A 24691-nucleotide genomic window follows, 5' to 3' on the forward strand; every position below is an offset into this window, starting at 1 on the left:
CTGCAACCTTCTGGATGGGCTCCATTCGGCCGCGATCATTAGTCTGAAAGAGTTACCTTACGTGAGACATAACACGGTTGACTAGTGACGTTCAGTAGTTCAACTCCTGCTCACGCCCGTTGTGAACACTCGCTGTAGCTGAACTTTTGGCCACTGAATACATAAAGTGATAACGGCTGGAGGCGGTGCCGATCGCGGCAGGAGCGGTCAGCGGCGAACAACGGCGCGGCCGCCGCGACAAGCCCGCATGGACCCGTCCCATCGGACGAAGTGATCGGCTACCGTACGGCTCGTGACTGTCGTGGAGACCTTGCTCGTCCTGGTGGCGATCCCAGCGGCCGTGTACGGCCTCGCCACGCTGATCGCGCTGTGGCCGAAGCTGACCCGCAACCGCTACCGCGCCGGCCAGGACTGGAACTTCGACCCGGTCTTCTGGGTCGCCGACCCGGCGAGCACGAGCACTGCGCCGGAAGGCGCCGCTTCCGCGCGGCCTGCCAGCACCGATCGGGGAGGCGCACATGGGAACTGGTGAGATCGCTACGCCCGGGCACGACCCGGACGGGCAACCGTCGGAATCCGAACTCGCCACCGGTGAGGTGCTGACCGCCACCGGACGACTGTCGATCGCCCGCCGGGTCGAACCGCAGCGGCCGAAGCTGCCGTTCAGCCCGGCGCAGCTCGCCCGGATCGACGAGGCCCTGACGCTGTCCAGCCGCAGCACCGGGCTGGAGTTCGCGATCTACCTCGGCGACCTGGGCGAGGACACCCGGGAGTTCGCGGGCGGGCTGCACGCCAACCTCGGTGCGCGGGCCGCGGAAGGGGTGCTGGTCGCGGTGTCGCCGCAGCAGCGGCGCGTGGAGATCGTCACCGGCGAGGAGTCCAAGCGCCGGGTGCCGGACCGCAGCTGCCAGCTCGCCCTGATGAGCATGGTCGCGTCGTTCAAGGAAGGCGAACTGCTCGAAGGACTCATCAGCGCGTTGCGGATGCTGTCCGACGCCGCAGGAACGCAGCACTCCGCGGCGCACTGATCGCTTCCCGGCGAATCCCGTCGGGATCGTGGCGGTTGCGTACCCGGTCGGCCGCCGGGGACGACAGGGGATCGCGGCGTAGACGAGCACCAATGGAGCACGAGAAGGGCGGGCCTGATCAGGCCCGCCCTTCTGGCGTCCGGAGACCGGTCAGGACCGGTCGAACTCCCGCGCGGCCAGCGCCCGCACGATGCCCGCGCGCCCTTCCGATACCAGCCGCCGCAGCGCCGCCGGATGCTCCCCTTCGAGCCAGGCATCGGCCGCGTCCACGGTGGCCTGCGTTACCGCCCAGGACGGGAACAACCCGATCACCGTGGGCTGCGCGCGCTCACTGGAGCGGCGCTGCCACACCTCGTCGATCTCGGCGAAGTAGCGCTGCACGTACGGGGCGAGCAGCTCGCGCTGACCGGGGTGCTGGAAACCGGCAATGATCGCGTCGCTGACCGCGTTCGGCAGCTCGTCGTCGTGCACCGCCCGCTGCCACGCGCGTTCTTTAGAGTCCTCGGTGGGGATCAGCGAACGGGCGCGTTCGGCGCGGCGCCTGCCGGTCGCGGTCTGGTCCTTGGCCAGTTCCGCGTCGATCTCGGTCTCCGCGGCCGCGCCGTGCGCCACCAGGGCCTGCAGCAGGTTCCAGCGCAGGTCGGTGTCCACGGTCAGCCCCGGCAGCGGCGCGGAGTCGTCCAGCCAGCCCCGCAGCACCGTGACCTGCTCCGGGTCCAGCACCGAACCGGCCAGCGAATTCACGAACGCGAGCTGGTGGTCCGAGCCGGGTTCGGCGGCGCGGGCCAGCTCCAGCAGCCGGGTGGCGTAGCGCCGCCAGCCCTCGCGCTGCCACTCCGGGTCGGTGTAGGAGGCCAGCGCGGTCTGCGCCTGCAGCAGCACCCGCTGCACGACGCCGATCTCGCTTTCCGCGCCGATCCCGGAATCGGCGGAGCGGCCCAGCACCAGGCTGACGAAGTCGCGGGCCTTCAGCTCGGCCTCGCGGGTCATCTCCCATGCCGTGGACCAGCACAGCGCACGCGGCAGCGACTCGTCGAGATCGCCGATGCGGTCGATCAGGGTGGCCAGCGAATCCGGGTCCAGCCGCATCGTGCAGTAGGTCAGGTCGTCGTCGTTGACCAGCACCAGCTTGCCCCGGTGCACCCCGGTCAGGTCCGGCACCGCGGTGCGCTCGCCGGTCACGTCGAGTTCCACGCGGTGCGTGCGCACCAGCTTGCCGGTGGCCGGGTCGTCGTCGTAGACGCCGATCGCCAGCCGGTGCGTGCGCAGCTCACCGGCGCCGGGCCGGGCCCCGCCCTGCACCACCGTGAACTCGGTGAACCGGCCCTCGTCGTCGGTGGTGAACCGGGGGCGCAGCATGTTCAGCCCGGTGGTCTCCAGCCACTCCGCGCTCCACCAGGACAGGTCCCTGCCGGAGGCTTCCTCCAGCGCCTGCAGCAGGTCGCTCAGCGTGGCGTTGCCCCAGGCGTGCCGCTCGAAGTACACCCGCAGCCCGGCCAGGAAGTTGTCCAGCCCGACGTAGGCGACCAGCTGCTTGAGCACCGAGGCGCCCTTGGCGTAGGTGATGCCGTCGAAGTTGACCTCCACGGCCTGCAGGTCCGGGATGTCGGCGGCCACCGGGTGCGTGGACGGCATCTGGTCCTGCCGGTAGGCCCAGGACTTCTCCACGCTGGCGAAGGTCGTCCAGGCGTGCGCGTACTCGGTGCCGCCGACCTGCGAGAGCACGCTGGCCCAGGTCGCGAAGGACTCGTTGAGCCACAGGTCGTCCCACCAGCGCATGGTCACCAGGTCGCCGAACCACATGTGCGCCATCTCGTGCAGCACCGTCTCGGCGCGGCGCTCGTAGAGGTAGCTGGTGACCTTCGACCGGAACACGAAGTCCTCCAGGAAGGTCACGCACCCGGCGTTCTCCATCGCCCCGGCGTTGAACTCCGGCACGAAGCACTGGTCGTACTTGCCGAACGGGTAGGGAACCCCGAACGCCTTGTGGTAGAAGGCGAAACCCTGCTTGGTCTCGCGGAACAGCCGCTCGGCGTCGAGGTGCTCGGCCAGCGAGGCGCGGCAGTACAGCCCGAGCGGGATCGGGTCCTGGCCGGGTTCGCCGGGGAACTCGTCGCGCCACTCGGCGTACGGTCCGGCGACCAGTGCGACCAGGTAGGTCGACATCGGCCGGGTGGTCGCGAAAACGTGCGTGCGGCCCAGCTCGGAATCGGCGACCTCGGCCGCGGCGTTCGAGATGACCTTCCAAGACGCGGGCGCGTGCACCGTGATCTGGTAGGTCGCCTTCAGGTCCGGCTGGTCGAAGCAGGTGAACATCCGCTTCGCGTCGGCGGTCTCGAACTGGCTGTAGAGGTAGACCGCGCCGTCCACCGGGTCGATGAAGCGGTGCAGGCCCTCGCCGGTGTTGGTGTACTCGCAGTCGGCGTGCACGACGAGCTCGTTGTCCGCGGCCAGCTCCGGCAGCCGCAGCCCCTCCTGCTCCGAGTAGCCGGACACGTCCAGCTCGACGCCGTTCAACCGCGCGCCGCGCACCCGGCCCGCGATCAGGTCGATCCAGGTTTCCGCGCCGGCCTGCGCGCTGCGGAACCGGACCGTGGTGGTGGAGCCGAAGGTCCGCACGTCCGGCCCGCCCGCACCGTCGGAGAGGTCCAGTTCGATCACGTAGGACTCGACGTCCAGCAGTGCGGCGCGCTGCCGGGCCTGGTCCTGGGTGAGGTTCGGCGGGGCCAACGGATCACCTCGTCGCTCGTAGGGTCGGTCGGTCTCCGGCGCGCCGTGGCCGCGCCGGTTCACAGGGGATGCCGGGAATCCAATCACGTCGGAATGCCGTCCGGCCGCCGGACGCCTGGACGACTCGCCCCGGCGTGTCGGCGAACCGCCTCCACCGCTGGACTTTCGCTGGGCATGCGCCCGGAATCCGGGAAAACCGGGAGATTCCCACCCGATCGGCGCGCTGCGGGAAGATCGGGGGGCGGCGGGGAGTTGCTAGGAGCAGCGGGCCGCGAAATCCGCCCGCGCCTACCGACAAGCGCCCGTGATGGCACGGAGCACAGTGGAGGGTGAATCCATGAGCGTCGCCGAACGCCCCAAGGTCGACTTCTACTTCGACCCGGCCTGCCCGTTCGCGTGGGTCTCGTCGCGCTGGATCCTCGAGGTGGACAAGGTCCGCGACATCGACCTGAACTTCCGGGTGATGAGCCTGGCCGTGCTCAACGAGGGCCGCGACCTGCCCGAGGAATACCAGGATTTGATGGCCAAGGCGTGGAAGCCGGTGCGCGTCGCCATCGCCGCCGCCCAGCAGCACGGCGACGAGGTGCTCGGCCCGCTCTACACCGCCATGGGCACCCGGATCCACGAACGGGAGATCAAGGACTACGACCAGGTCATCAAGGAGTCCTTGGACGAGGTCGGGCTGCCCGGCTCGCTGGCCGAGGCCGCGAACGGCACCGACTACGACGAAGCGGTCCGCGCCAGCCACCACGAGGGCATGGACCCGGTGGGCGACGACGTGGGCACGCCCACCCTGCACGTGGACGGGGTGGCGTTCTTCGGCCCGATCACCACGCGGATCCCGCGCGGTGAACAGGCGGGCGAGCTGTTCGACGGCGCGTACAAGCTCGCGTCCTACCCGTACTTCTTCGAGCTCAAGCGCACCCGCACGGAGTCGCCGCAGTTTGACTGAGGTGACCGCCGAGGATGTCCTGATCACGCGGCCGAGCGGGCGTGCAACCGGGACGCTGCTGTGCCTGCCCGGCACGATGTCCGCCCCGGCCATCTTCGACGGACTGGCCGACCGGACCGGCGCGGACGTCGTGACCGCCCCGTGGCTGACGTGGCCCGGACCGCACGACATGGCAACGCTCGGTGCCCGAGTCGCCGAGCTGGTGGTCGAGCACGCGCCGGTGGTGCTCGTCGGGCACTCCACCGGTGGTGTGATCGCATTGCGCGCGGCCCTGCACCGGGTGCGTGGCTTGGCCGGTTTGGTGCTCAGCGACACCGGGGCGAACATGCGCGGGCACGGCGACGTGGACGCCATCATCGAGCACGTCCGCGCCGCCTGGGGCCCGGAGTTGTGGCGCGCCGTCGCACAGCGCGGGGTGCACCTCCCGGTGCCGGAGCGCATCGCGGATGCGCTGGAAACGTACCCGGCGACCTTGCGCCGCTCCGCCGTGATCGAGGCGTTGACCAGTCAGCGCGACACCGACCTGGCGCCGTTGCTCGGCGAGCTGGACCTGCCTGCCCTGGTCGTGCACGGGCGCTACGACCGCGCCCGCGAGCTCCGGCACGCGACCGAACTCGCCGAGCTGCTCGGCGCGCCCGCCCCGGTGGTGCTGGAGTGCGGGCACACGCCTGCCGCGGAGTGCCCGGAGTCGTTCGCGGCGCAGGTCCGCCGGTTCCTGGCGAACCTCGACTGATGGCGATCAAGGTCTGTGCACGCGTTCGCGGTTGTGCCAGTCTCGGTGTGCTGTTGCCGGTGTCACATATCGGGAGGAACGCATGGCGACCCCTACGGCAGTCCGGACCGAGCACGTGATCGACGGCGCGTACGTCGCCGGTTCCGGCGAGCGCATCGACGTGGTCGACCCGGCGACCGAGCAGGTGGTCGGCTCCGTCCCGGCAGGAACCGCCGCGGACGTGGACGCTGCGGTCGCGGCGGCGCGGGCGGCGTTCGACGGCTGGGCAGCGCGCCCGGTGGCGGAGCGCTCGGCGCTGGTGCGTGCGATTTCCGAAGGCATCGCCCGGCGCCGCGACGAGATCGCCGCGACGGTGACCGCCGAGATGGGCTCCCCGATCGGTTTCGCCACCCAGGTGCACGCGAGCGTGCCGGTCGCGACGTCCGCGGGCATCGCCGACGTGCTGGACCAGGGCTTCGACTGGACCGAGGAGCACGGCAACTCGCTGATCGTGCGCGAGCCAGTCGGCGTCGTCGGCGCGATCACGCCGTGGAACTACCCGCTGCACCAGATCGTGGCGAAGGTCGCGGCGGCGCTGGCCGCGGGCTGCACGGTGGTGCTCAAACCCAGCGAGCTCGCCCCGCTGACCGCTTCGATCTTCGCCGAGATCGCCGCGGAGGCGGGCGTCCCGGCGGGCGTGTTCAACCTGTTGCACGGCACCGGCCCGGTGGTGGGCGAGGCCATCGCGGGCCACCCGGACGTCGACATGGTCTCGTTCACCGGCTCGACCCGTGCCGGACGCCGGGTTTCCGAGGTGGCAGCGGGCACCGTCAAGCGGGTCGCGCTGGAACTCGGCGGCAAGTCGGCGAACGTGGTGCTCGACGACGCGGACCTGGCCAAGGCGGTGAAGCTCGGCGTCGCCGGTTGCTTCCCGAACGGCGGGCAGAGCTGCAACGCGCTGTCCCGGATGCTGGTGCCGGAATCCCGGCACGACGAAGCGGTGGAACTCGCGGTGGCCGCGGTCGCGAAGTACTCCGTCGGCGATCCGAGCGACGAGCGGACCCGCATCGGCCCGATGGCTTCGGACGTGCAGCGCGACCGCGTCGTCGACTACATCCGCAGCGGTGTGGCCGAGGGGGCTTCGGTGGTCACCGGCGGCCCGGAAGCTCCGGACGGGCTCGATCGGGGCTACTACGTGCGCCCGACGGTGTTCACCGGGGTGAGCCCGGACATGACCATCGCGCGCGAGGAGATCTTCGGCCCGGTGCTGTCGATCCTGCCGTACCGGGACGATGACGAGGCGGTCGCGATCGCCAACGACTCCGAGTACGGGCTCTCCGGCGCGGTTTTCGGTTCCGACGAGCGCGCGCTGGCGGTGGCCCGCCGGATCCGCACCGGCCAGGTCGCGGTCAACGGCGGGGCGTTCAACCCGAACGCGCCGTTCGGCGGCTACAAGCAGTCCGGCAACGGGCGCGAGTTCGGCAAGTTCGGGCTGGAGGAGTTCCTGGAGGTCAAGTCGATCCAGCGGTGAAGGCCGGGTCATCCGCATTCGGCCCGCGGTAGCGGCGGCAGCGCAGCGACGTCGTCGCCCGCGCCGTCGACTTCGTCCGAAGTGGACTTCGAGCCGCGTGCAGCCCGGAAATGGTCCGAAGTGGACACCGTTGCTCAGGCCGCGAGCGCTCTGCGCAATGCCCGGCCGGTGGTCTCCGCCGGGTAAGGGGAGGCCCGCAGTGCCTCGGCCTCGCTGATCGCGGCGGCGCGGAAGGAATCGCACAGCCCCGCCAGGGCTGCGAGCTCGGCGCGCTGGCCGCGGACGAACTCCGCATCGACCGGGTTTCCGTGCCCGGGCACGACGATCTCCGGTCGTAGCTGCAGCAGCGCAGCTAGCGCGGCAGGCCAGCTTTCCGGGAAAGCGTCCTCGAAGTCCGGTGGCGCACCCTGTTCGACCAGGTCGCCTGCGAAGACCACGCCGGCGTCCGGCACCTGCGCGACCAGGTCGTGGTCGGTGTGCCCGGCGCCGAGGTGGTGAAGCTGCACGATCCGGTCGCCGAGGTCGATCTCCGCGCGGTCGTGCACCAGCCGATCCGGTTGCGCCACGTCGGTGCGCGACAGTGCGGTGGCCAGTTCGTGGCGCCCCTCGGCGCGGTAGTGCTCGACCCATTCCGCGCGCTGCCGTTCGGCGTGCTCGTCCAGGTAGCGCGGGCAATTCGCGTGCGCCCGCACGGGCGCGGGCAGGAACGCCGCGGTGCCGAAGCAATGGTCGAAGTGACCGTGCGTCAGCACCACCTCCCACGGCTGCGACGTCACCTCGCGAACCGCCGCGGCCAGTTCCGCGCCTTGCTCGCGATCGCCCCGGGTGTCCACGACCAGCGCCCGAGCCGAACCGAGCACCAGTCCCGTGCTCAGGTCGAGCTCGGAGTGCCTGCGCACGAACACCCGGTCGGCCACCTCTCGCCACTGTTCCACGTCCCCAGGATGCCGTCGCCGACCGGCGTCGCGGCAGGGGTGCGAAGCCGCCGCGCGGTGTTTGGCACACTGCCTGCGTGCGCGTCTACCTTGGATCTGACCACGCAGGATTTGAACTCAAGAACCACCTGGCCAAGTGGCTGGGCGAGCGCGGTCACGAAGTGACCGACGTCGGCCCGGCGGTCTACGACGCCCAGGACGACTACCCGCCGTTCTGCGTCGAAGCCGCCCGCCGCGTCGTGGCCGACGAGGGCAGCCTCGGGCTGGTCATCGGCGGTTCCGGCAACGGCGAGCAGATCTCGGCCAACAAGGTTCCCGGCGCCCGCGCGGCGCTGACCTGGAACGTCGAGACCGCGAAACTGGCTCGCCAGCACAACAACGCACTGCTGGCGGGCATCGGTGCGCGGATGCACTCGGTCGAGGAGATCGAGGAGATCGTCGAGGCGTTCCTGGGCACCGAGTTCGAAAGCGGCCGCCACCAGCGCCGCATCGACCTGCTCGCCGACTACGAGCGGACCGGGAACCCGCCGGCGCTTCCCGCGGAGTGACCATGCCCGAAGCACGCCCGGTCGCGTTGTGGACACCGCTGGTCGCCTTCGGCGCCACCGCGGCCGGGGTGCTCGTCCTCTTCTTCGCCCAAACCGCGCTCTCGCCCGTGCTGCTGGGCGGTCCGGGCGCTACCTGCACCGCCCCGGATTGCGTGCTCGGCGTCGGGCTGTGGCTGATCGTCGGCGGTTTTCTGGCGCTGTGCCTGGCATTCCTCGCGGGAATGGTGGTGGCCTTCTGGCGCCGCGGTACGACCGGCGTGGTCCGCCGCGGCCTGATCGTGGCCGCTTGCTGCGTCGCCGCCTACCTGGCCGAGTCCGTCGTGCTGTGGGTGTTGTTCTGAGCGCCTGTCTCGGGCCTGCGCTCGGCTCGGGTGTCGGCTTTTTCGAGCGGCGTCAGCCGCTTCCGCCACGTGCACAACGTAACCACCGCTGAAGGACAGGCACTGACGCGATGCCCGAAGGTCACACGTTGCACCGGCTCGCGCGGCTGCACGATGCGCGGTTCGGCGGGCACCGGGTGCGAGTGCTCAGCCCGCAGGGCCGATTCGCCGCCAGTGCGTCCGAAGTGGACGGTGCGGTGCTGGAGCGCGCCGAGGCGCACGGCAAGCACCTCTTCCACTGCTACGGCCCCGGAATCGTGCACGTGCACCTCGGGTTGTACGGGAAGTTCACCGAAATCCCGCTGCCGCCGGAACAGCCGCGCGGCCAAGTTCGGATGCGGATCGTCGGCCCGGATTGCGCGACGGATCTGCGCGGCCCCACGGCCTGCGAACTGATCACGCCGGAGGAAGTCGCGGCGCTGCGCGCCCGCCTCGGCCCGGACCCGCTGCGCGCGGACGCCGAACCGGACCGCGCGTGGCAGCGGATCGAGCGCTCCCGCACGCCGATCGCCGCGTTGCTGCTGGATCAGAAGGTCATCGCGGGCGCGGGCAACGTCTACCGCGCCGAAGTCCTGTTCCGGCACGGCATCGCGCCCTACACGCCCGGCCGGGAATTGGGCGCGCGGCGGTGGAAGCTCGTCTGGCACGACCTGGTCGAGCTGATGGCCGGCGGCGTGCGGACCGGGCGGATCGACACGGTCCGGCCGGAGCACGAGCCGGAGGCGATGGGGCGCCCGCCGCGGCAGGACCGGCACGGTGGCGAGGTCTACGTCTACCGGCGAGCCGGTGCGCCTTGCCTGATCTGTGCGACACCGGTGGTCACCGCGGACCTCTCCGGCCGCAACCTCTACTGGTGCCCCACCTGCCAGGCCTGACCGGCGCCTCAGAAGTCGAAGCCGTCGAACCCGTCGAAGCCGTCGAAATCTCCGAAGTCGCCGCCGTCGCCGAAGCCGCCCGGGTCCGCGCCCTCGAACCCGTCGGCTCCTTGGAAACCGTCGGCGTAGGCGGCCTCGGGAACGCCGGACATGCCGCCGAACAGTGCGCTGGCCAGCATGAACGACCCCGCGCCCCAGGCTCCGGCGACCAGCGCGGGCTTCCACCACGGCTGGCTGTACCAGCCCTCCGGCACCGGACGGCCCGCGACTCGGCCGCCCGGGTAGTAGTGCGGCGTCTGCTCGCTCGGCTCCGGCGAGGCCACCTGCCGCTGCCCTTCGACCTCGACGTCGCGGTGCTCGGTCACCTTGCCCGCACCGTGCCGGTCCGCGAGGTCCGGAAGTTCCGGGCCGGGGTCCATGTCCATCGCGGTGCGCGCCGCGCGCACGTAGTACAGGCCTTCCATCGCCGTCCGGGTGGTGAGCCTGCACTGCTCGGCGGTGCTCGCCTGGTCGAGCTGGGACACCGCGGCCTGGTGCCGTTCGGCGGCGTCGGCAAGCGCCTGCTTGGCGGCCTCGTTCGTGCCGACGAGGTTGAGCACCTGCCCGCCCAGCCGCTCGGTCCAGCGCCGGGCGTCGGCCTTGGCGTCGTCGAGCTGGTTGCGCTGGTACTCGACGTTCTGCCTGCGCGACCACCACACCGCGACCACGAGGACGACGGCGGCGGCGATGATCAGGATGACTGCGGTGTCCACGGTGCCTCCGAGCTGGTCCGGTCGGACAATCCCGAGGCTACTCGCGGCGGGGGAGTGCTCGGGCGGGTCAGGCGCCGAGCGGTACCTCGGCCACGGTCTCCCACTCGGAGCAGGAGTGATCCCGGTTCAGCCGCACCAGCGAGACGGCGCCGGCTTTGGCCGTGGTCGGGTCGACGTCGGTGCCGCTGAGCGTGGCCACGGCGAAGATCGCGGGACCGTCCGTGGTGGAGTACGCGAGGCTGATGTGCCGGTCGACCTCTTCCGGTTCGCCCGGGAGCTGCTCGGCGCCGACCACTTCCGCGGTCGCCTCGCGCAGCGCCGCGCGCAGTTCCAGCAGCGTGGTCTGCGGCTCGGCGGGCAGCGACAGCGACTCGGGCAGCACCACGGCGCGGTGGAACGCCAGCGACAGCGGCGCGAAACCGGTGAGCCGCCTGCGCGCGGTGTCCACCAGCCCGTCCAGCCGTTCCTGCGGCACCTCGTCGGTGAAGCCGACCTCCTGCACCAGGATGTGCATCCATTCCAGCGGGACGAGGTCGAAACCCGGCAGGTCCCGCATGGCGTACTGGTACTGGTTCACCAGGTGGCGCAGCCCGGGCTGGTCGGCGAACGGCAGCAGCCACGCGTAGCTGGTGCGGCCGGAGTGCCATCCCGGCCGCCAGCGGGCGTGGTTGCGGACCTGGTCGGCGTGCGGCAAGTCGGTCACCCTTCAAATAGTGCACTGGCGCGGGCGGTTGTGGGGCGACCTTGAGCTATCTCACGGTCGTGGTGCCCGGGTGGGAATGATCACCGGACGGCGCCGACCGATCGCGCAGCGTGTCCGCCGCGTCCGCGTTGCGCACCCGCAACGACAGCAGCAATCCCAGCGCACCGAAGGCGATCGAGGCGAGGAACGCCCCGCGGTAGGCCGACATCTGCGCCTGCACCACCGCCGACGGCACCGAGACATCCACAGTGGACGTGTAGCTTTCGGTCAATGCCACCAGAATCGTCGCACCCACCGCGGTTCCGAGTGCGGTCGCCACCTGCCTGCTGGCGTTGAACAGCGAGCTGGCCCGGCCCATCGACGCGGCGGAGATCCGCGCGAACGCGGCGGTCTGCAACGGCGTCATCAGCAGTCCCATGCCGATCCCCAGCCACACCAGCAGCACCGTCAGCAGCCAGTACGGGGTCGCGGTGTCGAGCAGTTGCAGCAGCAGCCCGACACTGATCAACACGGTGAATCCGATGAGCAGCAGTGGCCGCGGCCCGACTCTTGTGTAGAGGCGGCTGACGAGCTGGGTGGTGGCGAGCATGCTCAGCGCCTGCGGCATCAGCACCAGTCCGGATCCGAGCGGGCCGAAGCCGTGCAGGTTCTGCAGGTACAGCGGGAGCAGGAACAGCGCGCCGAAGATCGCCCCGGTGGAGCACAGCAGCAGCCCGTTGCCGGTGCCGAACAGCCGATCGCCGAGCAGGCGCAGGTCCAGCATCGGTTCCGGGGTGCGCAGTTCGCGCGCGACCAGCCCGCTCAGCAGTACCGCGGCGACGATGAGCGTTCCCCACACCGAAGGCTTTCCCCAGCCGGTCTGGGCGCCTTGATCCAGCCCGACGAGGAGGGTGGCCAGGCCGCTGCCGGCCAGCACGAATCCGGGCAGGTCGAATCTGCCGGGCCGGGACTGCTGTTCCTCCTTCAGGAACAGCATCGCCGCGAGCAGCGCGAGCCCGCCCACCGGGACGTTGATGAAGAAGATCCATCGCCAGCTCGCGAATTCCACCAGCGCGCCGCCGATCAGCGGTCCGAGCATCGGCGCGATGGTGATCGGCACGGACAGCACGGCGGAGGCTTTGGCGCGTTCGTGCGCGGGGAAGGCGCGGAAGAGCATGGCTTGGCCGACGGGGACGAGCATCCCGCCGCCGACGCCTTGCAGGATCCGCGCGCCGATCAGCATCCAGATCTCGGTGGCGAGTCCGCAAAGCACGGAGGCGGCGGTGAACACGACGACGGCGAGCTGGAAGGTGCGTTTGCCGCCGTAGCGGTCGGCGATCCAGCCGGATGCGGGCACGAACACGGCGAGGCTGATCAGGTAGCCGGTGAGCACCCACTGCAGGGTTGCTTCGCCGACGTGGAATTCGCGGCCCAACGTCGCCAGCGCGACGTTGAGCACGGTCATGTCCAGGATCTGCATGATCAGGCCGAGCACGAAGGTGATGCCGACCAGCCACTTGTACTCGAGACGTCGCAAGCTGCGCTCCGTGTTCGCTCCGGCGGTTCCCCCAGGCCGGCCCCTCGCGCGGAGCTCCGACCTCACCCCTCCAGCATGCGCCACCCCAACGACAGCCCCAACGCGTTTATTTCCCAGCCCCAGGACCGCTCCGAAGCGCCCGGCTCACCAAGCCTTTCGCGCAACAACCACACCACCGGCAAAGCTGCCGCCGTCCGCATCCCGCGCAGACGCCTCCGCCAGCCGAACCGCCCTACTCACCGGCCCCGGCGGGTCTTCGTCTCCCAAGCCCCCAGCAACGCCAAGCCACCGCAAGAATCCCCACGCAACCACCGCACCGTGGGGGCTTACGGGGGCTCGGCCCCCGTATGAATATGCGAAGGAGGACCGGCCCAGGCCCCGACGAGTCGGGGCAGCGGCACAGTCCTCCCACCTCCGGAGCGGGCGACGGGAATCGAACCCGCGTAGCCAGTTTGGAAGACTGGGGCTCTACCATTGAGCTACGCCCGCATGCTCGGTCGGAACTTCCGTTTCCCGGAGCTTCGCCCGGATTCCGGTGCGTGAACCCGGTTGGTGCGTGAGTCCGGGTGTTCGCGACCTTGCGTGCCCCACTTTAACCGGTCGCGATAGGGTCTTTGCAACGCACCCGGGGGTTCCGGGGTGCGTCGCAGGTCGAACGGGGTGTGGCGCAGTTTGGTAGCGCACTCGCTTTGGGTGCGAGGGGTCGTGGGTTCAAATCCCGCCACCCCGACGTTCGAGGGAGGCGTGGTCGGTCCGGCCACGCCTCTTTGCCGTCGAGATCACGTTGCGTGATCTTTCCGGGTGACCTGTTCGACAGCTGGTAACGATGCCCGCCGGGCTCTCGATTCCGTTGGCGTGCGCTTTCACGTTGCTGCGTCGAGGGTTCTGCGTCGCGTCCGGCTGCCCGCCGTGCTGGTCGGCGCGCTGCTGGTGCTGGCGGTCGTGCTGCTGGTGGGGGTGTCGTTGTTCGTCGATGTCCCGGGGGCGCGGCCGGTTCCGCCGACGGTGGGGATCGGCACGGCGGCCACTCCGACGAACCTGGGTCCGGCGATGGTTCCGGCGTTGGGCGGCCGGTGACCCGGCGTGCGCCGGTTTTCGGGCGGTTCGGCAACCCCCGGCCCGTGCTCGGTCGCCGCGGGCAATAGACTCGGAGGTCAGCCCGGCGTGGCCGGAGCGTGCCCAGTCCCGGGCGGTGCTGCTGTCCTGGGCGTCGCTCGAGGCGTTCCGCCGGGGTCCGAAGCACGTTCGCACTAGGAGACCACGTGAAGAGCACCGTCGAGCACCTGAGCCCGACGCGCGTACGGATCAACGTCGAGGTGCCGTTCGACGAGCTCAAGCCGAACTTCGACCGCGCGTACAAGCAGTTGGCGAACCAGGTCCGGATTCCGGGCTTCCGTCCGGGCAAGGCACCGGCCCGGGTGCTGGAGAGCAGGGTGGGCCGCGCGCCCGTGCTCGACGAGGTCGTCAACGAGGCGGTCCCGGAGAAGTACCTGGAGGCCGTGAACGGCAGCGAGGTGCGCACCCTCGGCCGTCCGGAGATCGAGGTCACCAAGATCGAGGACGGCGAGCAGGTCGCGTTCACCGCCGAGGTCGACGTGCGCCCGGAGATCACCGTGCCCGCTTTCGGCGAGCTGTCGGTGACCGTGGACGACGTCGAGGCGTCCGAGGACGAGGTGCAGCAGCAGCTCGATGAGCTGCGCGCCCGCTTCGGCACGTTGACCGGCGTGGAGCGTCCGGCGCAGCAGGGCGACTTCGTCAGCATCGACCTCTCGGCCACCGTCGACGGCGAAGAGGTCGAGGACGCGCGCACCAGCGGGCTGTCCTACGAGATCGGTTCCGGCCAGCTCATCGACGGCATCGACGACGCGCTGATCGGCGCGTCCGATGGCGACACGAACACTTTCACCAGCCACCTGCTGGCGGGCGAGTACGCGGGCAAGGACGCCGAGGTGACGGTCACGCTGAACTCCGTCAAGGAGCGGCACCTGCCGGAGGCCGACGACGAGTTCGCGCAGATGGCCAGCGAGTTCGACACCGCGGACGAGCTGATGGCCGACCTGCGCGAGCGGGCGGCCCGGATGAAGCGGATGCAACAGGGGATGCAGGCCAGGGACAAGGTCCTGGACGCGCTGCTGGAGACCGTGGAGGTGCCGCTGCCGGAGAACCTCGTCAACTCCGAGGTCGAGGCCCGCGAGCACGACGCGGTGCACCCGTTCGACCACGACGAGGAGAAGTTCGGCGAGTGGCTGGCGCAGCAGGGCCAGACCCGCGAGCAGTTCGACGCCGAGACCCGGCAGGAAGCCGAGAAGGCGGTCCGCACCCAGCTGGTGCTGGACACGATCGCCGATGCCGAGGACGTGTCGGTTTCGGACAACGAGCTGACCGAGCGGATCATCTACCAGGCGCAGCGGTTCGGCGTGAGCCCGGACCAGTACGTGCAGCAGGCCCAGCAGTCCGGCCAGCTCGGCGCGATCTACGCCGACGTGCGGCGCAGCAAGGCGCTGTTCTCGGTGGTCCGGCAGGCGACCGTGCGCGACGAGTCCGGCGGGTCGCTGGATCTGGACGAGTTGTTCGGATCGGAGACCGACGAGTCGGGCCAGCCCGAGGTCGTGCCGGGTGAGGCCGAGCAGAAGTCGGCCGACGCGGAGGGCGACGGCGAGAACGCGGAGTCCACTGCGGGCGCGAAGTCCGAGTGAGCCTTTTCCGGCACGGCGATTTCGCTGTGCGCGAAAGGAATCCGCGCTTCGTCATGGCGGAACACAAGCTCTGAGCGAACGTGGGCGGTACCGGGAAGCTGGTGCCGCCCACGTTCGTTAGGGTCGGTCGTAAGCGGATCACCGGTAACCGAAAAGTACGGCGTCCCTGGGATTCGGCGGCCGAAAGCCCGCCCGGTCCATTGTGGAAGCCCCTCATCGTGGAAGAAGGCAGGGAGACGTGACGCAGCACCTGACTGTTCCGGCGTCGTCGGACTCGACGCCGCACATGCGGTCGACGAACGGGCTCTCGCTCAACGACTCGGTTTACGAGCGGTTGCTGCGGGAGCGGATCATCGTCCTGGGCTCCCAGGTCGAGGATTCCATCGCCAACCAGATCTGCTCGCAGCTCGTCCTGCTGGCGGCCGAGGACGCGGAGCGGGACATCTCGCTCTACATCAACTCGCCGGGTGGCTCGGTCACCGCCGGGATGGCGATCTACGACACGATGCAGTTGATCAAGCCCGATGTGGCGACGGTGGCGATGGGCTTCGCCGCGTCGATGGGCCAGTTCCTGCTCTCCGCGGGCGCCACCGGCAAGCGCTTCGCGCTGCCGCACTCGCGGATCATGATGCACCAGCCTTCGGCGGGCCTCGGTGGCACGGCTTCGGACATCGCGATCCAGGCCGACGTGTTCACCAAGCACAAGCGGGAGATGGCGGAGCTGATCGCGCACCACACCGGTCAGGACGTGGAGCGGATCATCGCCGATTCCGACCGGGACCGTTGGTTCACCGCCGACGAGGCGCGCGACTACGGGTTCGTGGACCACATCGCCACCGCCGCCAACCTGCCGAGCTGACCCGCGAACCCACAGCAACGAGGAGTCACCCGTCGTGAGCTCATTCCAGCTTCCGCAGTCCCGGTACGTGCTGCCTTCGTTCGTGGAGCGCACCGCGTACGGGGTGAAGGAGTCGAATCCGTACAACAAGCTGTTCGAGGAACGGATCGTGTTCCTCGGCGTCCAGGTCGACGACGCTTCGGCCAACGACGTGATGGCGCAGCTGCTGTACCTGGAGTCGGACGACCCGGACCGGCAGATCGACATCTACATCAACTCGCCGGGCGGTTCGTTCACCGCGTTGATGGCGATCTACGACACGATGCAGTACGTCCGCCCCAACATCCGCACGGTGTGCCTGGGGCAGGCCGCTTCGGCGGCGGCGGTGCTGCTGGCGGCGGGCACCAAGGGCCAGCGCCTGGCGCTGCCGAACGCCCGCATGCTGATCCACCAGCCTTCCACCGAGGGCATCTACGGCCAGGTCTCGGACTTGGAGATCCAGGCCAACGAGGTGCAGCGGATGCGGGACCTGATGGAGTCGACGCTGGCCACGCACACCGGCAACTCCAAGGAGCAGATCCGCCAGGACGTGGAGCGGGACAAGATCCTGACCGCGGACCAGGCCCAGCAGTACGGGCTGATCGACGAGATCATGCCGTACCGCAAGCTGGCCGGCCAGTCCTGAATCGCCGCGTGGACCGCGGCCCGTCCGGGTTCTTCCGGGGCGGGCCGCGATCTTCCGGGCGGCGGTGCGCGGCGGAGTTGCGACGCCGCGCGAACGGTGGTCGCGGGGACGTTCCGCGGGGTGGGATGCTTCGCCGGGCCGTTCGCGACACGCCCGGCACGTGCGGTCCCACCCGCCTCGCCCGGCGGGTGGCGGACACTGTGAGTCTCCCCGAAGGCGGGGAGCGGCAGGTACCGTCGAAACGAGCACATACGGTCAGGCACGTCACCGGACGGCGTGCCGGAGGGGACGGGGTCAGCGGTCATGGCACGTATCGGTGACGGCGGCGACCTGCTGAAGTGCTCCTTCTGCGGGAAGAGCCAGAAGCAGGTGAAGAAACTCATCGCCGGCCCCGGCGTGTACATCTGCGATGAGTGCATCGATCTCTGCAACGAGATCATCGAAGAGGAGCTGGCCGAGGCCGGCGAGGTCAAGCTCGACGAGCTGCCGAAGCCGACGGAGATCCACGAGTTCCTGGACCAGTACGTCATCGGGCAGGACGCGGCGAAGCGGAACCTCTCGGTCGCGGTCTACAACCACTACAAGCGCATCCAGGCTGGGGAGCGCACCCGGGACAGCCGCGAGGAGAACGTCGAACTCGCGAAGTCGAACATCCTGATGCTCGGCCCGACCGGCTGCGGCAAGACCTACCTGGCGCAGACGCTGGCGAAGATGCTCAACGTGCCGTTCGCCATCGCCGACGCGACCGCGCTGACCGAGGCGGGCTACGTCGGCGAAGACGTCGAGAACATCCTGCTGAAGCTGATCCAAGCCGCCGATTACGACGTCAAGCGCGCCGAGACCGGCATCATCTACATCGACGAGGTAGACAAGATCGCGCGCAAGAGCGAGAACCCGTCGATCACCCGCGACGTCTCCGGTGAGGGCGTGCAGCAGGCGCTGCTGAAGATCCTGGAGGGCACCACCGCGAGCGTGCCGCCGCAGGGCGGCCGCAAGCACCCGCACCAGGAGTTCATCCAGATCGACACCACGAACGTGCTGTTCATCGTGGCCGGCGCGTTCGCGGGCCTGGACCAGATCGTCGAGGAGCGGGTCGGCAAGGCCAGCGTCGGCTTCGGTGCGCAGCTGCGGTCGAAGACCGAGATCGACGCGACCGACCACTTCGCCGATGTGCTGCCCGAAGACCTCATCAAGTTCGGCCTGATCCCGGAGTTCATCGGCAGGCTGCCCACCGTGGCCAGCGTGACGAACCTGGACAAGCCGTCGCTGGTGCAGATCCTCACCGAACCCCGCAACGCGCTGATCAAGCAGTACAAGCGGCTGTTCGAGATGGACAACGTCGAGCTGGAGTTCACCAGGTCGGGGTTGGAGGCCATCGCGGATCAGGCGATCCTGCGCGGCACCGGTGCCCGCGGCCTGCGGGCGATCCTGGAAGAGGTGCTGCTGCCGGTGATGTACGACATCCCGAGCCGTTCCGACGTGGCCAAGGTCGTGATCACTGAGCAGACGGTGCGGGAGAACGTCAATCCGACGATCGTCGCCCGGCAGAACACCCGCCGCGAGCGCCGCGAGAAGTCGGCCTGATCGGCTGCCCGGTCCTGCCGAAGAACCTCTTCGAACCTCGGTTTCGCGCCGCCCGATGCGCACCGCCGCGCGCGGTGCGCATCGTCAGCTCTTGCGGCGCCGCGGCACGTAGCCGCCGATGAAGTCGACGACCTCCGGCAGCGCTTTGCGGTAGTAGCGGCTGTTGTGCCCGCCGGGCGAGGTCGAGGCCACCTCCGGGTCGGCGCGGGCGATGAACCGGCGGGTGCCTTTGATGAACCGGTCGCGGGTGCCGCACCACACGCCCAGCGGAACGTCCTCGAGCGCGTCGAGGTGGCGCATGGGGTCGATGGAGGCCCAGTCCTGCTCGTCGGCGAAGGCCCGTCGCCGCGCCATCTCCGGCCAGTTGGTGATCAGTGCCGGGGACACGATCGCCGTCGCGCGCACCTGGCTGCGCAGCTCGTTGCGGCGGCGGGTGTAGAGCAGCGCGCCGAACCCGCCCATCGAGATGCCCGCCACCGCGAACGGCTGGCCGTCGGCTCCGCCGAGGCCGCGCTCACCGAGCCAGCGGGGCACTTCCTCCAGCAACATCCACATCGGGTCGTCGCCGAAGCGCTGGTGCCAGTAGCTGTTCCCGCCGCCGTCGACGGCCAGGAACGCGAATGGCGGCACGGCGCCGCTGGCAACCGCGGAGGTGAGCCAGCTGGGCACGCCACCGGCGGATTTGCGGGCGTCGCCGTACCGCCCGTGCAGCAGCAGGCACACCGGCAGCCCCTCGCGGTGCACGCCGTCCGGGAACATCGTCACCAGGTCGACCTCGCGGTTGCGCGCCTGCGAGTGCACGGTCTCGACCAGCACGTTGTCCTGCTTGGCCAGCGGGACCGCCGCCGGTTGCACCTCGGTTCCGCCGGAGTCGGCGCTGAGTCCCAGTCCGGCCGCGCCGATCCCGAGCAGGCCGGATGTGAGCATGGTGCGACGGCTCGGCATCCTGACCGACCGCGGATTCCCGCGCATGACACCTCCGGCTTCGCCTCGCTCTGAGTGTCCATCGTGCCAATGGCGCGGATCGCTACCGATGCGGCCCCGGCGGTGTCCTCAGCGGACCGCGGCCGGTTCCGGTGCGGTGACCCGCTCGGCTCCGGTGTAGACGTTCATGGAGCTGCCACGCAGGAAGCCGACCAGCGTCATGCCCTGCTCGGCGGCCAGCTCGACGGCGAGCGAGGACGGCGCGGAGACCGCGGTGAGCATCGGCACACCCGCCATCGCGGCTTTCTGGACCAGCTCGAACGACGCCCGCCCGGAAACCATGAGCACGCTGGCGCCCAACGGCACGCGCCGTTGCAGCAGCGCCCAGCCGAGCACTTTGTCGACGGCGTTGTGCCTGCCCACGTCCTCCCGGCACACCAGGAGTTCGCCGTGCGCGTCGAAAAGGGCGGCGCCGTGCAATCCGCCGGTGCTGTCGAAGACCTGCTGCGCCGCGCGCAGCCGCTCCGGCAGTTCCGCGAGGGTTTCCGGACTGATCCGCAGCGGATCCTCGGCGGGTGAGTACCGGGTGCTCAGCCGGACCGAGTCGAGCGCGGCCTTGCCGCACACGCCGCAGGACGAGGTGGTGTAGAAGTTCCGCTCCACCGAGGTGTCCGGCGGGCTCACGCCGGGCGAGAGGCGGACGTCGAGCACGTTGTAGGTGTTGCGCCCGTCCGGACCGGGACTGTCGCAGTAGCGGGCGCTGTGCACGTCGTCCATGCCGCCGATGACGCTTTCGGTGAGCAGGAAGCCGTGCGCCAGCTCGACGTCGTTGCCGGGGGTGCGCATGGTGACCGTGAGCGCTCGGCCGTCGATCCGGATCTCCAGGGGTTCTTCGGCTGCGAGGGTGTCGGGCCGGGTGCGGGCGCCCTGCTCGGTGATCCGCAGCACGGGCCGCCGTACCGTGACACGTCCCATTGACGACCTCCTGCTCGTGCGACGCCGTTCCCGGCGATTCGACCGTCTCCTATGGTCGCAGGCCCGCGGGTGTGATCGCGCTGCTCGGGTCGCGGTCTCGCGCGCTGGTCCGTTCGGGCGTGCGGGCGGAGAAATGTGGTCGAAGCCGTGCTGTTCCGTCGTGGTTGATCGCTAGTGTTCGCTCGTAAGGCCCCAGCGAGCAAGGACCCGACATGCCCGAGAGCACCGCAACCGCCCGGCAGAACCTCCGATTCGTCGAGTCGGAGGCGCCGATCCGCGAGCCCGTCACCAAGTTCGGCGGCCAGCCCGTGTGGCTGGACGCGCCTGCCTGGCCGCTTTCGGCCAGCCAGGGGCGCCCGATGCGCTTCCTCGGGCAGATCCGGTTGCCGGGCGAGCAGGTGCGGCTGGCCTACCTGTTCCTGACCGAGGACTTCAGCGACGATCCGGACGACTTCGTCGACAACACCTTCGAGCCGGAGGGCGGGGAGAACGCGTTGTTCGCCCAGCCCGGCGAACCCGCGGACTTCTACCAGGTGGCGGGCATCGCGAAGGGGCCGACGTTCGGGCCGGACCACGCGGTGGAACTGACTCCGTTCGACGGCGAGACCTCGGTGGACGACTTCGCGAGCCGGCTGTTCGGCGAGCCGCGGTGGTTGCAGGACGAGGAAGCGCCCGACGGGCCGTTCCGCTTCCTGCTGCAGCTCGACAGCGCCGACGACCTGCCGTTCGAGGTGAACTTCGGCGATGCGGGCGTGGGGTACGGGTTCCTCGACGAGGGCAGTGGGCAGGGGCGGTTCCTCTGGCAGTGCGGCTGAGGAGGGGCGGGCTGAGGAGGGGCGGCTGAGGAGGTCCGGCAGTGCTCGACGCAGGCCGCATGAAGGTCACTGCTCGAGCAGCCGCCCTTCGGCCAGCCGCAGCCACCGATCGGCGCCGATCTCGGCGAGGAACCGTTCGTCGTGGCTGACCACCACGAACGCCCCTCGGTAGGCGTTCAGCGCGCTTTCCATCCGGCGCACACCGGCCAGGTCGAGGTTGTTGGTCGGCTCGTCCAGCAAGAGCAGCTGCGGCGCCGGTTCGGCGCTGAGCACGCACGCCAATGTCGCGCGCAGCCGCTCACCACCGGACAGAGCCCGCACCGGCAGGTGAATCCGGGAGCCCTGGAACAGGAACCGGGCCAGCAGGTGGATGCGCTGCTGCTCGAGCATCGCTGGCGCGAAGGCGGCCAGGTTCTGCGCCACGGTGCGGTCGACGTCCAGCAGCTCCAGCTTCTGCGACAGGTGAGCGATGCGTCCGTCCACCCGTTTGGTGGCGCCGGCGTCCGGTTCCACCTCGCCGCTGATCACGTGCAGCAACGTGGACTTGCCCGCACCGTTCGGGCCGGTGAGGGCGATCCGTTCGGGTCCGCGGATCGCCAGGTCCAGGCCCTCGCCCGTGAACAGCTCGCGCCCGTCCCGCCGAACCCGCAGGCGTTCTCCGAGGAACACGGTGCGACCGGCGGGGACGTTTGTGTCCGGCAGGTCGACCGCGATCTGCTGCTCTTCGCGCAAGCCGCGCTCGGCCTCGTCGAGCTTGGCCCGCGCAGCGTCGAGGCGGGCGGCGTGCACGTCGTCGGCTTTGCCCGCCGACTCCTGGGCGCGCCGCTTCATGGCGCCCGCGACGATCTTGGGCAGGCCCGCGTCGGCGACGTTGCGGGCAGCGCTCCCGGCGCGTCGCGCGGCGCGTTCGCGGGCCTGCTGCATCTCCCGCTTCTCCCGTTTGACCTGCTGCTCGGCGCTGCGGACGTGCTTTTCGGCGGCCTGCTGCTCTACGTGCAGCGCCTGCTCGTAGTCGGTGAAGTTGCCGCCGTGGGTGCGCATCTCGCCGCTTTCGAGCTCGGCGGTGCGGTCCATCCGGTCCAGCAACGCCCGGTCGTGGCTGACCACCAGCAAGCAGCCGGTGAAGTCGTCGAGCACGGCGTGCAGCCGGTGCCGCGCGTCGATGTCGAGGTTGTTGGTCGGTTCGTCGAGCAGCAGCACCTCGGGTCGTCGCAGCAGCTCGGCAGCCAGTCCGAGGGAGATGATCTGACCGCCGCTGAGGGTGTGCAGGCGCCGGTCGAACGCGATGTCCCCGAGGCCGAGGCGATCGAGCTGGGCGCGAGTGCGTTCCTCGATGTCCCAGTCGGTGCCGATGGTGGCGAAGTGCTCCTCGTCGGCGTCCCCGGACTCGACGGCGGCGAGCGCGCGGAGCACCTCGGCTATACCCAGCACTTCCGCCACGGTGCGAGCCCCGGGGAACGACAGGTGTTGCGGCAGGTGGCCGAGCGCTCCGCGGACCGACACTGCGCCGCCGCTGGGGCGCAGCTCTCCCGCGATCAGCTTGAGCAGGGTGCTCTTGCCTGCTCCGTTCGCCGCGACGAGGCCGGTGCGGCCGCCGCCGATGGTGCAGGAGAGGTCTCGGAAAACGGGGGTGTCGTCCGGCCAGGAGAACGACAGGCCGGAGCAGGTGATGAACGCATCGGACATGCGGAAGCCCTCACGTGTGCAGCGGGCGCGCACCGAGGCGGCCCGGGAACGAGTTCGGAGACGGCGGCGCGACGGCGCGGAGGGCAGGCGGCGGTTCGTCCGGGCAGCGCTCATCGCGCCAATCCGGACTTCACACAGCGGCGCAGGAAGAATCAGGCCGCACACCTGCGCTGGATCGGGCTTTCGCCCTCACTCCGCGATGTCGTCGTTCCCGAGCATGTCCGCATCTCCCTTGTCCGGGGCATTCCCTTCGCACAGTAGCAACGCGCGCAACGGCATTTTTCGGTGTCGGCGGCGCGCTCGCCGGGTATCGCTGCGGCATGGCGGAGCAAGAGCTCAGCACCTACCGGCAGAAGCGGGATCTGGAACGCTCCGGTGAGCCCGCTGGTGGTCGTCCGGGCGACCAGCCGCGCTTCGTGGTGCAGCGGCACGACGCCTCCAGCCTGCACTTCGACTTCCGGCTGGAGGTCTGCGGCGTGCTGAAGTCGTGGGCGGTGCCGAAGGGGCCGTCCACCGACCCGCGGCAGAAGCGGCTGGCAACGCCGACCGAGGACCACCCGCTGGATTACGCGGATTTCGAAGGCGACATCCCGGAGGGCTACGGCGCGGGCACCGTCGTCGTCTGGGACACCGGGCCGTACCGCAACCTCACCGAGCGCAAGGGTGAGTCCGTCGGAATGCCCGAGGGGCTGGAGAACGGGCATGTGAAGGTCTGGCTGCAGGGCGCGAAGCTCAGCGGTGCGTTCGCGCTCACGCGTATGGGCGGCAGGCAGCAATGGCTACTGGTCAAAGTGGACGATGAAGGTGCCGACCGGCGCCGCAACCCGGCCAAGACGCAGCCCGAATCGGTGCTTTCCGGCCGCACGAACGAAGATCTGGAGCGCTGATGGCCCGGACCGAGGACGCCGAACGGCTCGAGGTCGATGGCCGCCGGTTCGAGCTCACCCACCCGGACAAGGTGCTGTATCCGGCGGACGGCTGCACCAAGCGGGACGTGGCCGACTACCTCTGCTCGGTCGCCGCGGCGATGGTCCCGCACATGCGCGGGAAACCGTTGACGCTGCGGCGTTTTCCGGACGGCGTGCAGGCCGGCGGCTTCTTCCAGAAGGAGGCGTCCGGGCACTTCCCGGATTGGGTGCGGGTGGCGTCGGTGCCGCAGCGCGGCGAACCCGGCTCGGTGCACCACGTGGTTTGCGATGACGCGGCGACGTTGGTCTACCTGGCGACTCAGGCCACTCTGGAATTCCACATCGGACTATCCAAAGTGGAGGATTTGGACAAGCCGGTGCTGGTGGTGCTGGATCTGGACCCGCCACCGGACTGCGAACTCGGCGAACTGCGCAAGGCGGTGCGCGAGATCTGCCGCCGGTTCGACGCAACGGGGCTGAGCCCGTACGTGCAAGCCACCGGCGGCAAAGGCTTCCACGTCGTGGCCCCGCTGACCGGCGAGCAGGGTTTCGACGAGGTCCGCGCCGCCTCCCGCGAACTCGCCGACAACGCGGTGCGCGACCATCCCGACAGGTTCACCACCGAACACCGCAAGGACCGCCGCGGCGACCGGATTTTCTTGGACACCAACCGAAACGCCTACGGCCAGACGATGATCTGCCCGTACTCGCCGCGCGCCCGCGACGGAGCCCCGGCCGCTACACCGCTGGACTCGGGCGAACTTTCCAAAGCCACGCCGCAAGGCCACGGGCTGGCGAACATGACCCGCCGCTTGGCCCGCAAAACCGACCCGTGGGCCACCATGCACCGCTCCGCCGCCCACCGCGTCACCGAGTGAACGGCCTGTTCGTCCAATCTATTCGGACGAACGGTCCGTT

Annotated in this window: 24 protein-coding genes and 2 tRNA genes; 17 read left to right on the plus strand and 9 right to left on the minus strand. The window is 69.9% G+C overall.

The window, feature by feature from the left end; translation table 11 throughout:
- Positions 1 to 292: 292 nt before the first annotated feature.
- Both ctaJ and INP57_RS15255 read left to right on the plus strand, forming a co-directional pair.
- Positions 293 to 532: an aa3-type cytochrome oxidase subunit CtaJ gene (gene ctaJ, locus INP57_RS15250; protein WP_200070889.1), complete on the plus strand. Its 240-nt coding sequence runs from the start codon at positions 293 to 295 to the stop codon at positions 530 to 532.
- Positions 519 to 1028 (plus strand): DUF5130 family protein, encoded by a 510-nt coding sequence (locus INP57_RS15255; protein ID WP_200070890.1) that lies wholly within the window; start codon positions 519 to 521, stop codon positions 1026 to 1028. Before ctaJ ends, INP57_RS15255 begins: the two co-directional genes overlap by 14 nt.
- Before the next feature lie 150 nt (positions 1029 to 1178).
- Here the strand turns inward: INP57_RS15255 and pepN are convergent, their stop codons facing one another.
- Positions 1179 to 3758: an aminopeptidase N gene (gene pepN, locus INP57_RS15260; protein ID WP_200070891.1), complete on the minus strand. Its 2580-nt coding sequence runs from the start codon at positions 3756 to 3758 to the stop codon at positions 1179 to 1181.
- Between the two features lie 337 nt (positions 3759 to 4095).
- Here pepN and INP57_RS15265 point away from each other — a divergent pair, with 337 nt between their 5' ends.
- The 3 genes from INP57_RS15265 to INP57_RS15275 all read left to right on the plus strand — a co-directional run bounded on the left by INP57_RS15265 (position 4096) and on the right by INP57_RS15275 (position 6953).
- Positions 4096 to 4710: a mycothiol-dependent nitroreductase Rv2466c family protein gene (locus INP57_RS15265; protein ID WP_200070892.1), complete on the plus strand. Its 615-nt coding sequence runs from the start codon at positions 4096 to 4098 to the stop codon at positions 4708 to 4710.
- A 1-nt stretch (position 4711) separates the two neighbouring features.
- On the plus strand, positions 4712 to 5443 hold the full coding sequence (locus tag INP57_RS15270; protein ID WP_200070893.1) for an alpha/beta fold hydrolase: 732 nt from the start codon (positions 4712 to 4714) through the stop codon (positions 5441 to 5443).
- Between the two features lie 82 nt (positions 5444 to 5525).
- Positions 5526 to 6953, plus strand: a complete 1428-nt coding sequence (locus INP57_RS15275; protein WP_200070894.1) for an aldehyde dehydrogenase family protein — start codon at positions 5526 to 5528, stop codon at positions 6951 to 6953.
- Between the two features lie 134 nt (positions 6954 to 7087).
- Here INP57_RS15275 and INP57_RS15280 read toward each other — a convergent pair whose 3' ends face one another.
- Positions 7088 to 7888 (minus strand): MBL fold metallo-hydrolase, encoded by an 801-nt coding sequence (locus INP57_RS15280; protein ID WP_200070895.1) that lies wholly within the window; start codon positions 7886 to 7888, stop codon positions 7088 to 7090.
- 77 nt (positions 7889 to 7965) lie between these two features.
- Between INP57_RS15280 and INP57_RS15285 the strand changes: the two genes are divergently transcribed.
- The 3 genes from INP57_RS15285 (at position 7966) to INP57_RS15295 (ending at position 9691) form a co-directional block, all read left to right on the plus strand.
- Positions 7966 to 8436, plus strand: coding sequence for a ribose-5-phosphate isomerase (locus INP57_RS15285; protein ID WP_200070896.1), 471 nt, complete (start codon positions 7966 to 7968; stop codon positions 8434 to 8436).
- Between the two features lie 2 nt (positions 8437 to 8438).
- A complete protein-coding gene (locus INP57_RS15290) occupies positions 8439 to 8777 on the plus strand; it encodes a hypothetical protein (protein WP_200070897.1) in 339 nt (112 codons plus the stop codon).
- A gap of 110 nt (positions 8778 to 8887) precedes the next feature.
- Positions 8888 to 9691, plus strand: coding sequence for an Fpg/Nei family DNA glycosylase (locus INP57_RS15295; RefSeq protein WP_200070898.1), 804 nt, complete (start codon positions 8888 to 8890; stop codon positions 9689 to 9691).
- 8 nt (positions 9692 to 9699) lie between these two features.
- Here the strand turns inward: INP57_RS15295 and INP57_RS15300 are convergent, their stop codons facing one another.
- The 4 genes from INP57_RS15300 to INP57_RS15315 form a co-directional block, all read right to left on the minus strand.
- A complete protein-coding gene (locus INP57_RS15300; RefSeq protein ID WP_200070899.1) occupies positions 9700 to 10443 on the minus strand; it encodes a hypothetical protein in 744 nt (247 codons plus the stop codon).
- Between the two features lie 67 nt (positions 10444 to 10510).
- The gene (locus INP57_RS15305; RefSeq protein WP_295139611.1) at positions 10511 to 11146 is read right to left on the minus strand and encodes a 2'-5' RNA ligase family protein; all 636 of its coding nucleotides are present in this window, start codon (positions 11144 to 11146) and stop codon (positions 10511 to 10513) included.
- Between the two features lie 46 nt (positions 11147 to 11192).
- On the minus strand, positions 11193 to 12662 hold the full coding sequence (locus INP57_RS15310; RefSeq protein WP_200070900.1) for an MDR family MFS transporter: 1470 nt from the start codon (positions 12660 to 12662) through the stop codon (positions 11193 to 11195).
- A 418-nt stretch (positions 12663 to 13080) separates the two neighbouring features.
- Positions 13081 to 13151 (minus strand) — tRNA-Gly (locus INP57_RS15315).
- A 167-nt stretch (positions 13152 to 13318) separates the two neighbouring features.
- Here INP57_RS15315 and INP57_RS15320 point away from each other — a divergent pair.
- The 6 genes from INP57_RS15320 to clpX all read left to right on the plus strand — a co-directional run bounded on the left by INP57_RS15320 (position 13319) and on the right by clpX (position 18465).
- Positions 13319 to 13392, plus strand: a tRNA-Pro gene (locus INP57_RS15320).
- Positions 13393 to 13517: 125 nt separating this feature from the next.
- Positions 13518 to 13739: a hypothetical protein gene (locus tag INP57_RS15325; protein ID WP_200070901.1), complete on the plus strand. Its 222-nt coding sequence runs from the start codon at positions 13518 to 13520 to the stop codon at positions 13737 to 13739.
- A 185-nt stretch (positions 13740 to 13924) separates the two neighbouring features.
- A complete protein-coding gene (gene tig, locus INP57_RS15330; protein WP_200070902.1) occupies positions 13925 to 15358 on the plus strand; it encodes a trigger factor in 1434 nt (477 codons plus the stop codon).
- Between the two features lie 286 nt (positions 15359 to 15644).
- Positions 15645 to 16217 carry an ATP-dependent Clp protease proteolytic subunit gene (locus INP57_RS15335; protein ID WP_200071142.1) on the plus strand — a complete coding sequence of 191 codons (573 nt, stop codon included), beginning with the start codon at positions 15645 to 15647 and terminating at the stop codon, positions 16215 to 16217.
- 34 nt (positions 16218 to 16251) lie between these two features.
- A complete protein-coding gene (locus tag INP57_RS15340; RefSeq protein ID WP_200070903.1) occupies positions 16252 to 16881 on the plus strand; it encodes an ATP-dependent Clp protease proteolytic subunit in 630 nt (209 codons plus the stop codon).
- Positions 16882 to 17184: 303 nt separating this feature from the next.
- Positions 17185 to 18465, plus strand: a complete 1281-nt coding sequence (clpX, locus tag INP57_RS15345; RefSeq protein WP_200070904.1) for an ATP-dependent Clp protease ATP-binding subunit ClpX — start codon at positions 17185 to 17187, stop codon at positions 18463 to 18465.
- Positions 18466 to 18549: 84 nt separating this feature from the next.
- Here clpX and INP57_RS15350 read toward each other — a convergent pair whose 3' ends face one another.
- Both INP57_RS15350 and fdhD read right to left on the minus strand, forming a co-directional pair.
- Complete coding sequence (locus INP57_RS15350; RefSeq protein WP_200070905.1) at positions 18550 to 19392, minus strand: alpha/beta hydrolase; 843 nt, start codon at positions 19390 to 19392, stop codon at positions 18550 to 18552.
- Between the two features lie 126 nt (positions 19393 to 19518).
- Complete coding sequence (gene fdhD / locus INP57_RS15355) at positions 19519 to 20364, minus strand: formate dehydrogenase accessory sulfurtransferase FdhD (RefSeq protein ID WP_200070906.1); 846 nt, start codon at positions 20362 to 20364, stop codon at positions 19519 to 19521.
- Between the two features lie 212 nt (positions 20365 to 20576).
- Between fdhD and INP57_RS15360 the strand changes: the two genes are divergently transcribed.
- Positions 20577 to 21179: a YwqG family protein gene (locus INP57_RS15360; protein WP_200070907.1), complete on the plus strand. Its 603-nt coding sequence runs from the start codon at positions 20577 to 20579 to the stop codon at positions 21177 to 21179.
- A 66-nt stretch (positions 21180 to 21245) separates the two neighbouring features.
- Here INP57_RS15360 and INP57_RS15365 read toward each other — a convergent pair whose 3' ends face one another.
- Positions 21246 to 22865, minus strand: coding sequence for an ABC-F family ATP-binding cassette domain-containing protein (locus INP57_RS15365; protein ID WP_200070908.1), 1620 nt, complete (start codon positions 22863 to 22865; stop codon positions 21246 to 21248).
- A 320-nt stretch (positions 22866 to 23185) separates the two neighbouring features.
- Between INP57_RS15365 and INP57_RS15370 the strand changes: the two genes are divergently transcribed.
- A complete protein-coding gene (locus INP57_RS15370) occupies positions 23186 to 23752 on the plus strand; it encodes a DNA polymerase ligase N-terminal domain-containing protein (RefSeq protein ID WP_200070909.1) in 567 nt (188 codons plus the stop codon).
- Positions 23752 to 24651, plus strand: coding sequence for a non-homologous end-joining DNA ligase (gene ligD, locus INP57_RS15375; RefSeq protein ID WP_200070910.1), 900 nt, complete (start codon positions 23752 to 23754; stop codon positions 24649 to 24651). Before INP57_RS15370 ends, ligD begins: the two co-directional genes overlap by 1 nt.
- Positions 24652 to 24691: the final 40 nt, after the last annotated feature.

The sequence above is a fragment of the Saccharopolyspora galaxeae genome (assembly GCF_016526145.1).
Taxonomy (GTDB): domain Bacteria; phylum Actinomycetota; class Actinomycetes; order Mycobacteriales; family Pseudonocardiaceae; genus Saccharopolyspora_C; species Saccharopolyspora_C galaxeae.

What these genes read in the sequence shown, in the direction of transcription:
- INP57_RS15365 (WP_200070908.1), bottom strand. Translation starts at nt 22,865, where the DNA reads ATGTCCGATGCGTTCATCACCTGCTCCGGCCTGTCGTTCTCCTGGCCG.
- INP57_RS15290 (WP_200070897.1), top strand. Translation starts at nt 8,439, where the DNA reads ATGCCCGAAGCACGCCCGGTCGCGTTGTGGACACCGCTGGTCGCCTTC.
- INP57_RS15295 (WP_200070898.1), top strand. Translation starts at nt 8,888, where the DNA reads ATGCCCGAAGGTCACACGTTGCACCGGCTCGCGCGGCTGCACGATGCG.
- clpX (WP_200070904.1), top strand. Translation starts at nt 17,185, where the DNA reads ATGGCACGTATCGGTGACGGCGGCGACCTGCTGAAGTGCTCCTTCTGC.
- INP57_RS15350 (WP_200070905.1), bottom strand. Translation starts at nt 19,392, where the DNA reads ATGCTCACATCCGGCCTGCTCGGGATCGGCGCGGCCGGACTGGGACTC.
- INP57_RS15360 (WP_200070907.1), top strand. Translation starts at nt 20,577, where the DNA reads ATGCCCGAGAGCACCGCAACCGCCCGGCAGAACCTCCGATTCGTCGAG.
- INP57_RS15275 (WP_200070894.1), top strand. Translation starts at nt 5,526, where the DNA reads ATGGCGACCCCTACGGCAGTCCGGACCGAGCACGTGATCGACGGCGCG.
- ligD (WP_200070910.1), top strand. Translation starts at nt 23,752, where the DNA reads ATGGCCCGGACCGAGGACGCCGAACGGCTCGAGGTCGATGGCCGCCGG.
- INP57_RS15255 (WP_200070890.1), top strand. Translation starts at nt 519, where the DNA reads ATGGGAACTGGTGAGATCGCTACGCCCGGGCACGACCCGGACGGGCAA.
- fdhD (WP_200070906.1), bottom strand. Translation starts at nt 20,364, where the DNA reads ATGGGACGTGTCACGGTACGGCGGCCCGTGCTGCGGATCACCGAGCAG.
- INP57_RS15335 (WP_200071142.1), top strand. Translation starts at nt 15,645, where the DNA reads ATGCGGTCGACGAACGGGCTCTCGCTCAACGACTCGGTTTACGAGCGG.
- INP57_RS15370 (WP_200070909.1), top strand. Translation starts at nt 23,186, where the DNA reads ATGGCGGAGCAAGAGCTCAGCACCTACCGGCAGAAGCGGGATCTGGAA.
- INP57_RS15265 (WP_200070892.1), top strand. Translation starts at nt 4,096, where the DNA reads ATGAGCGTCGCCGAACGCCCCAAGGTCGACTTCTACTTCGACCCGGCC.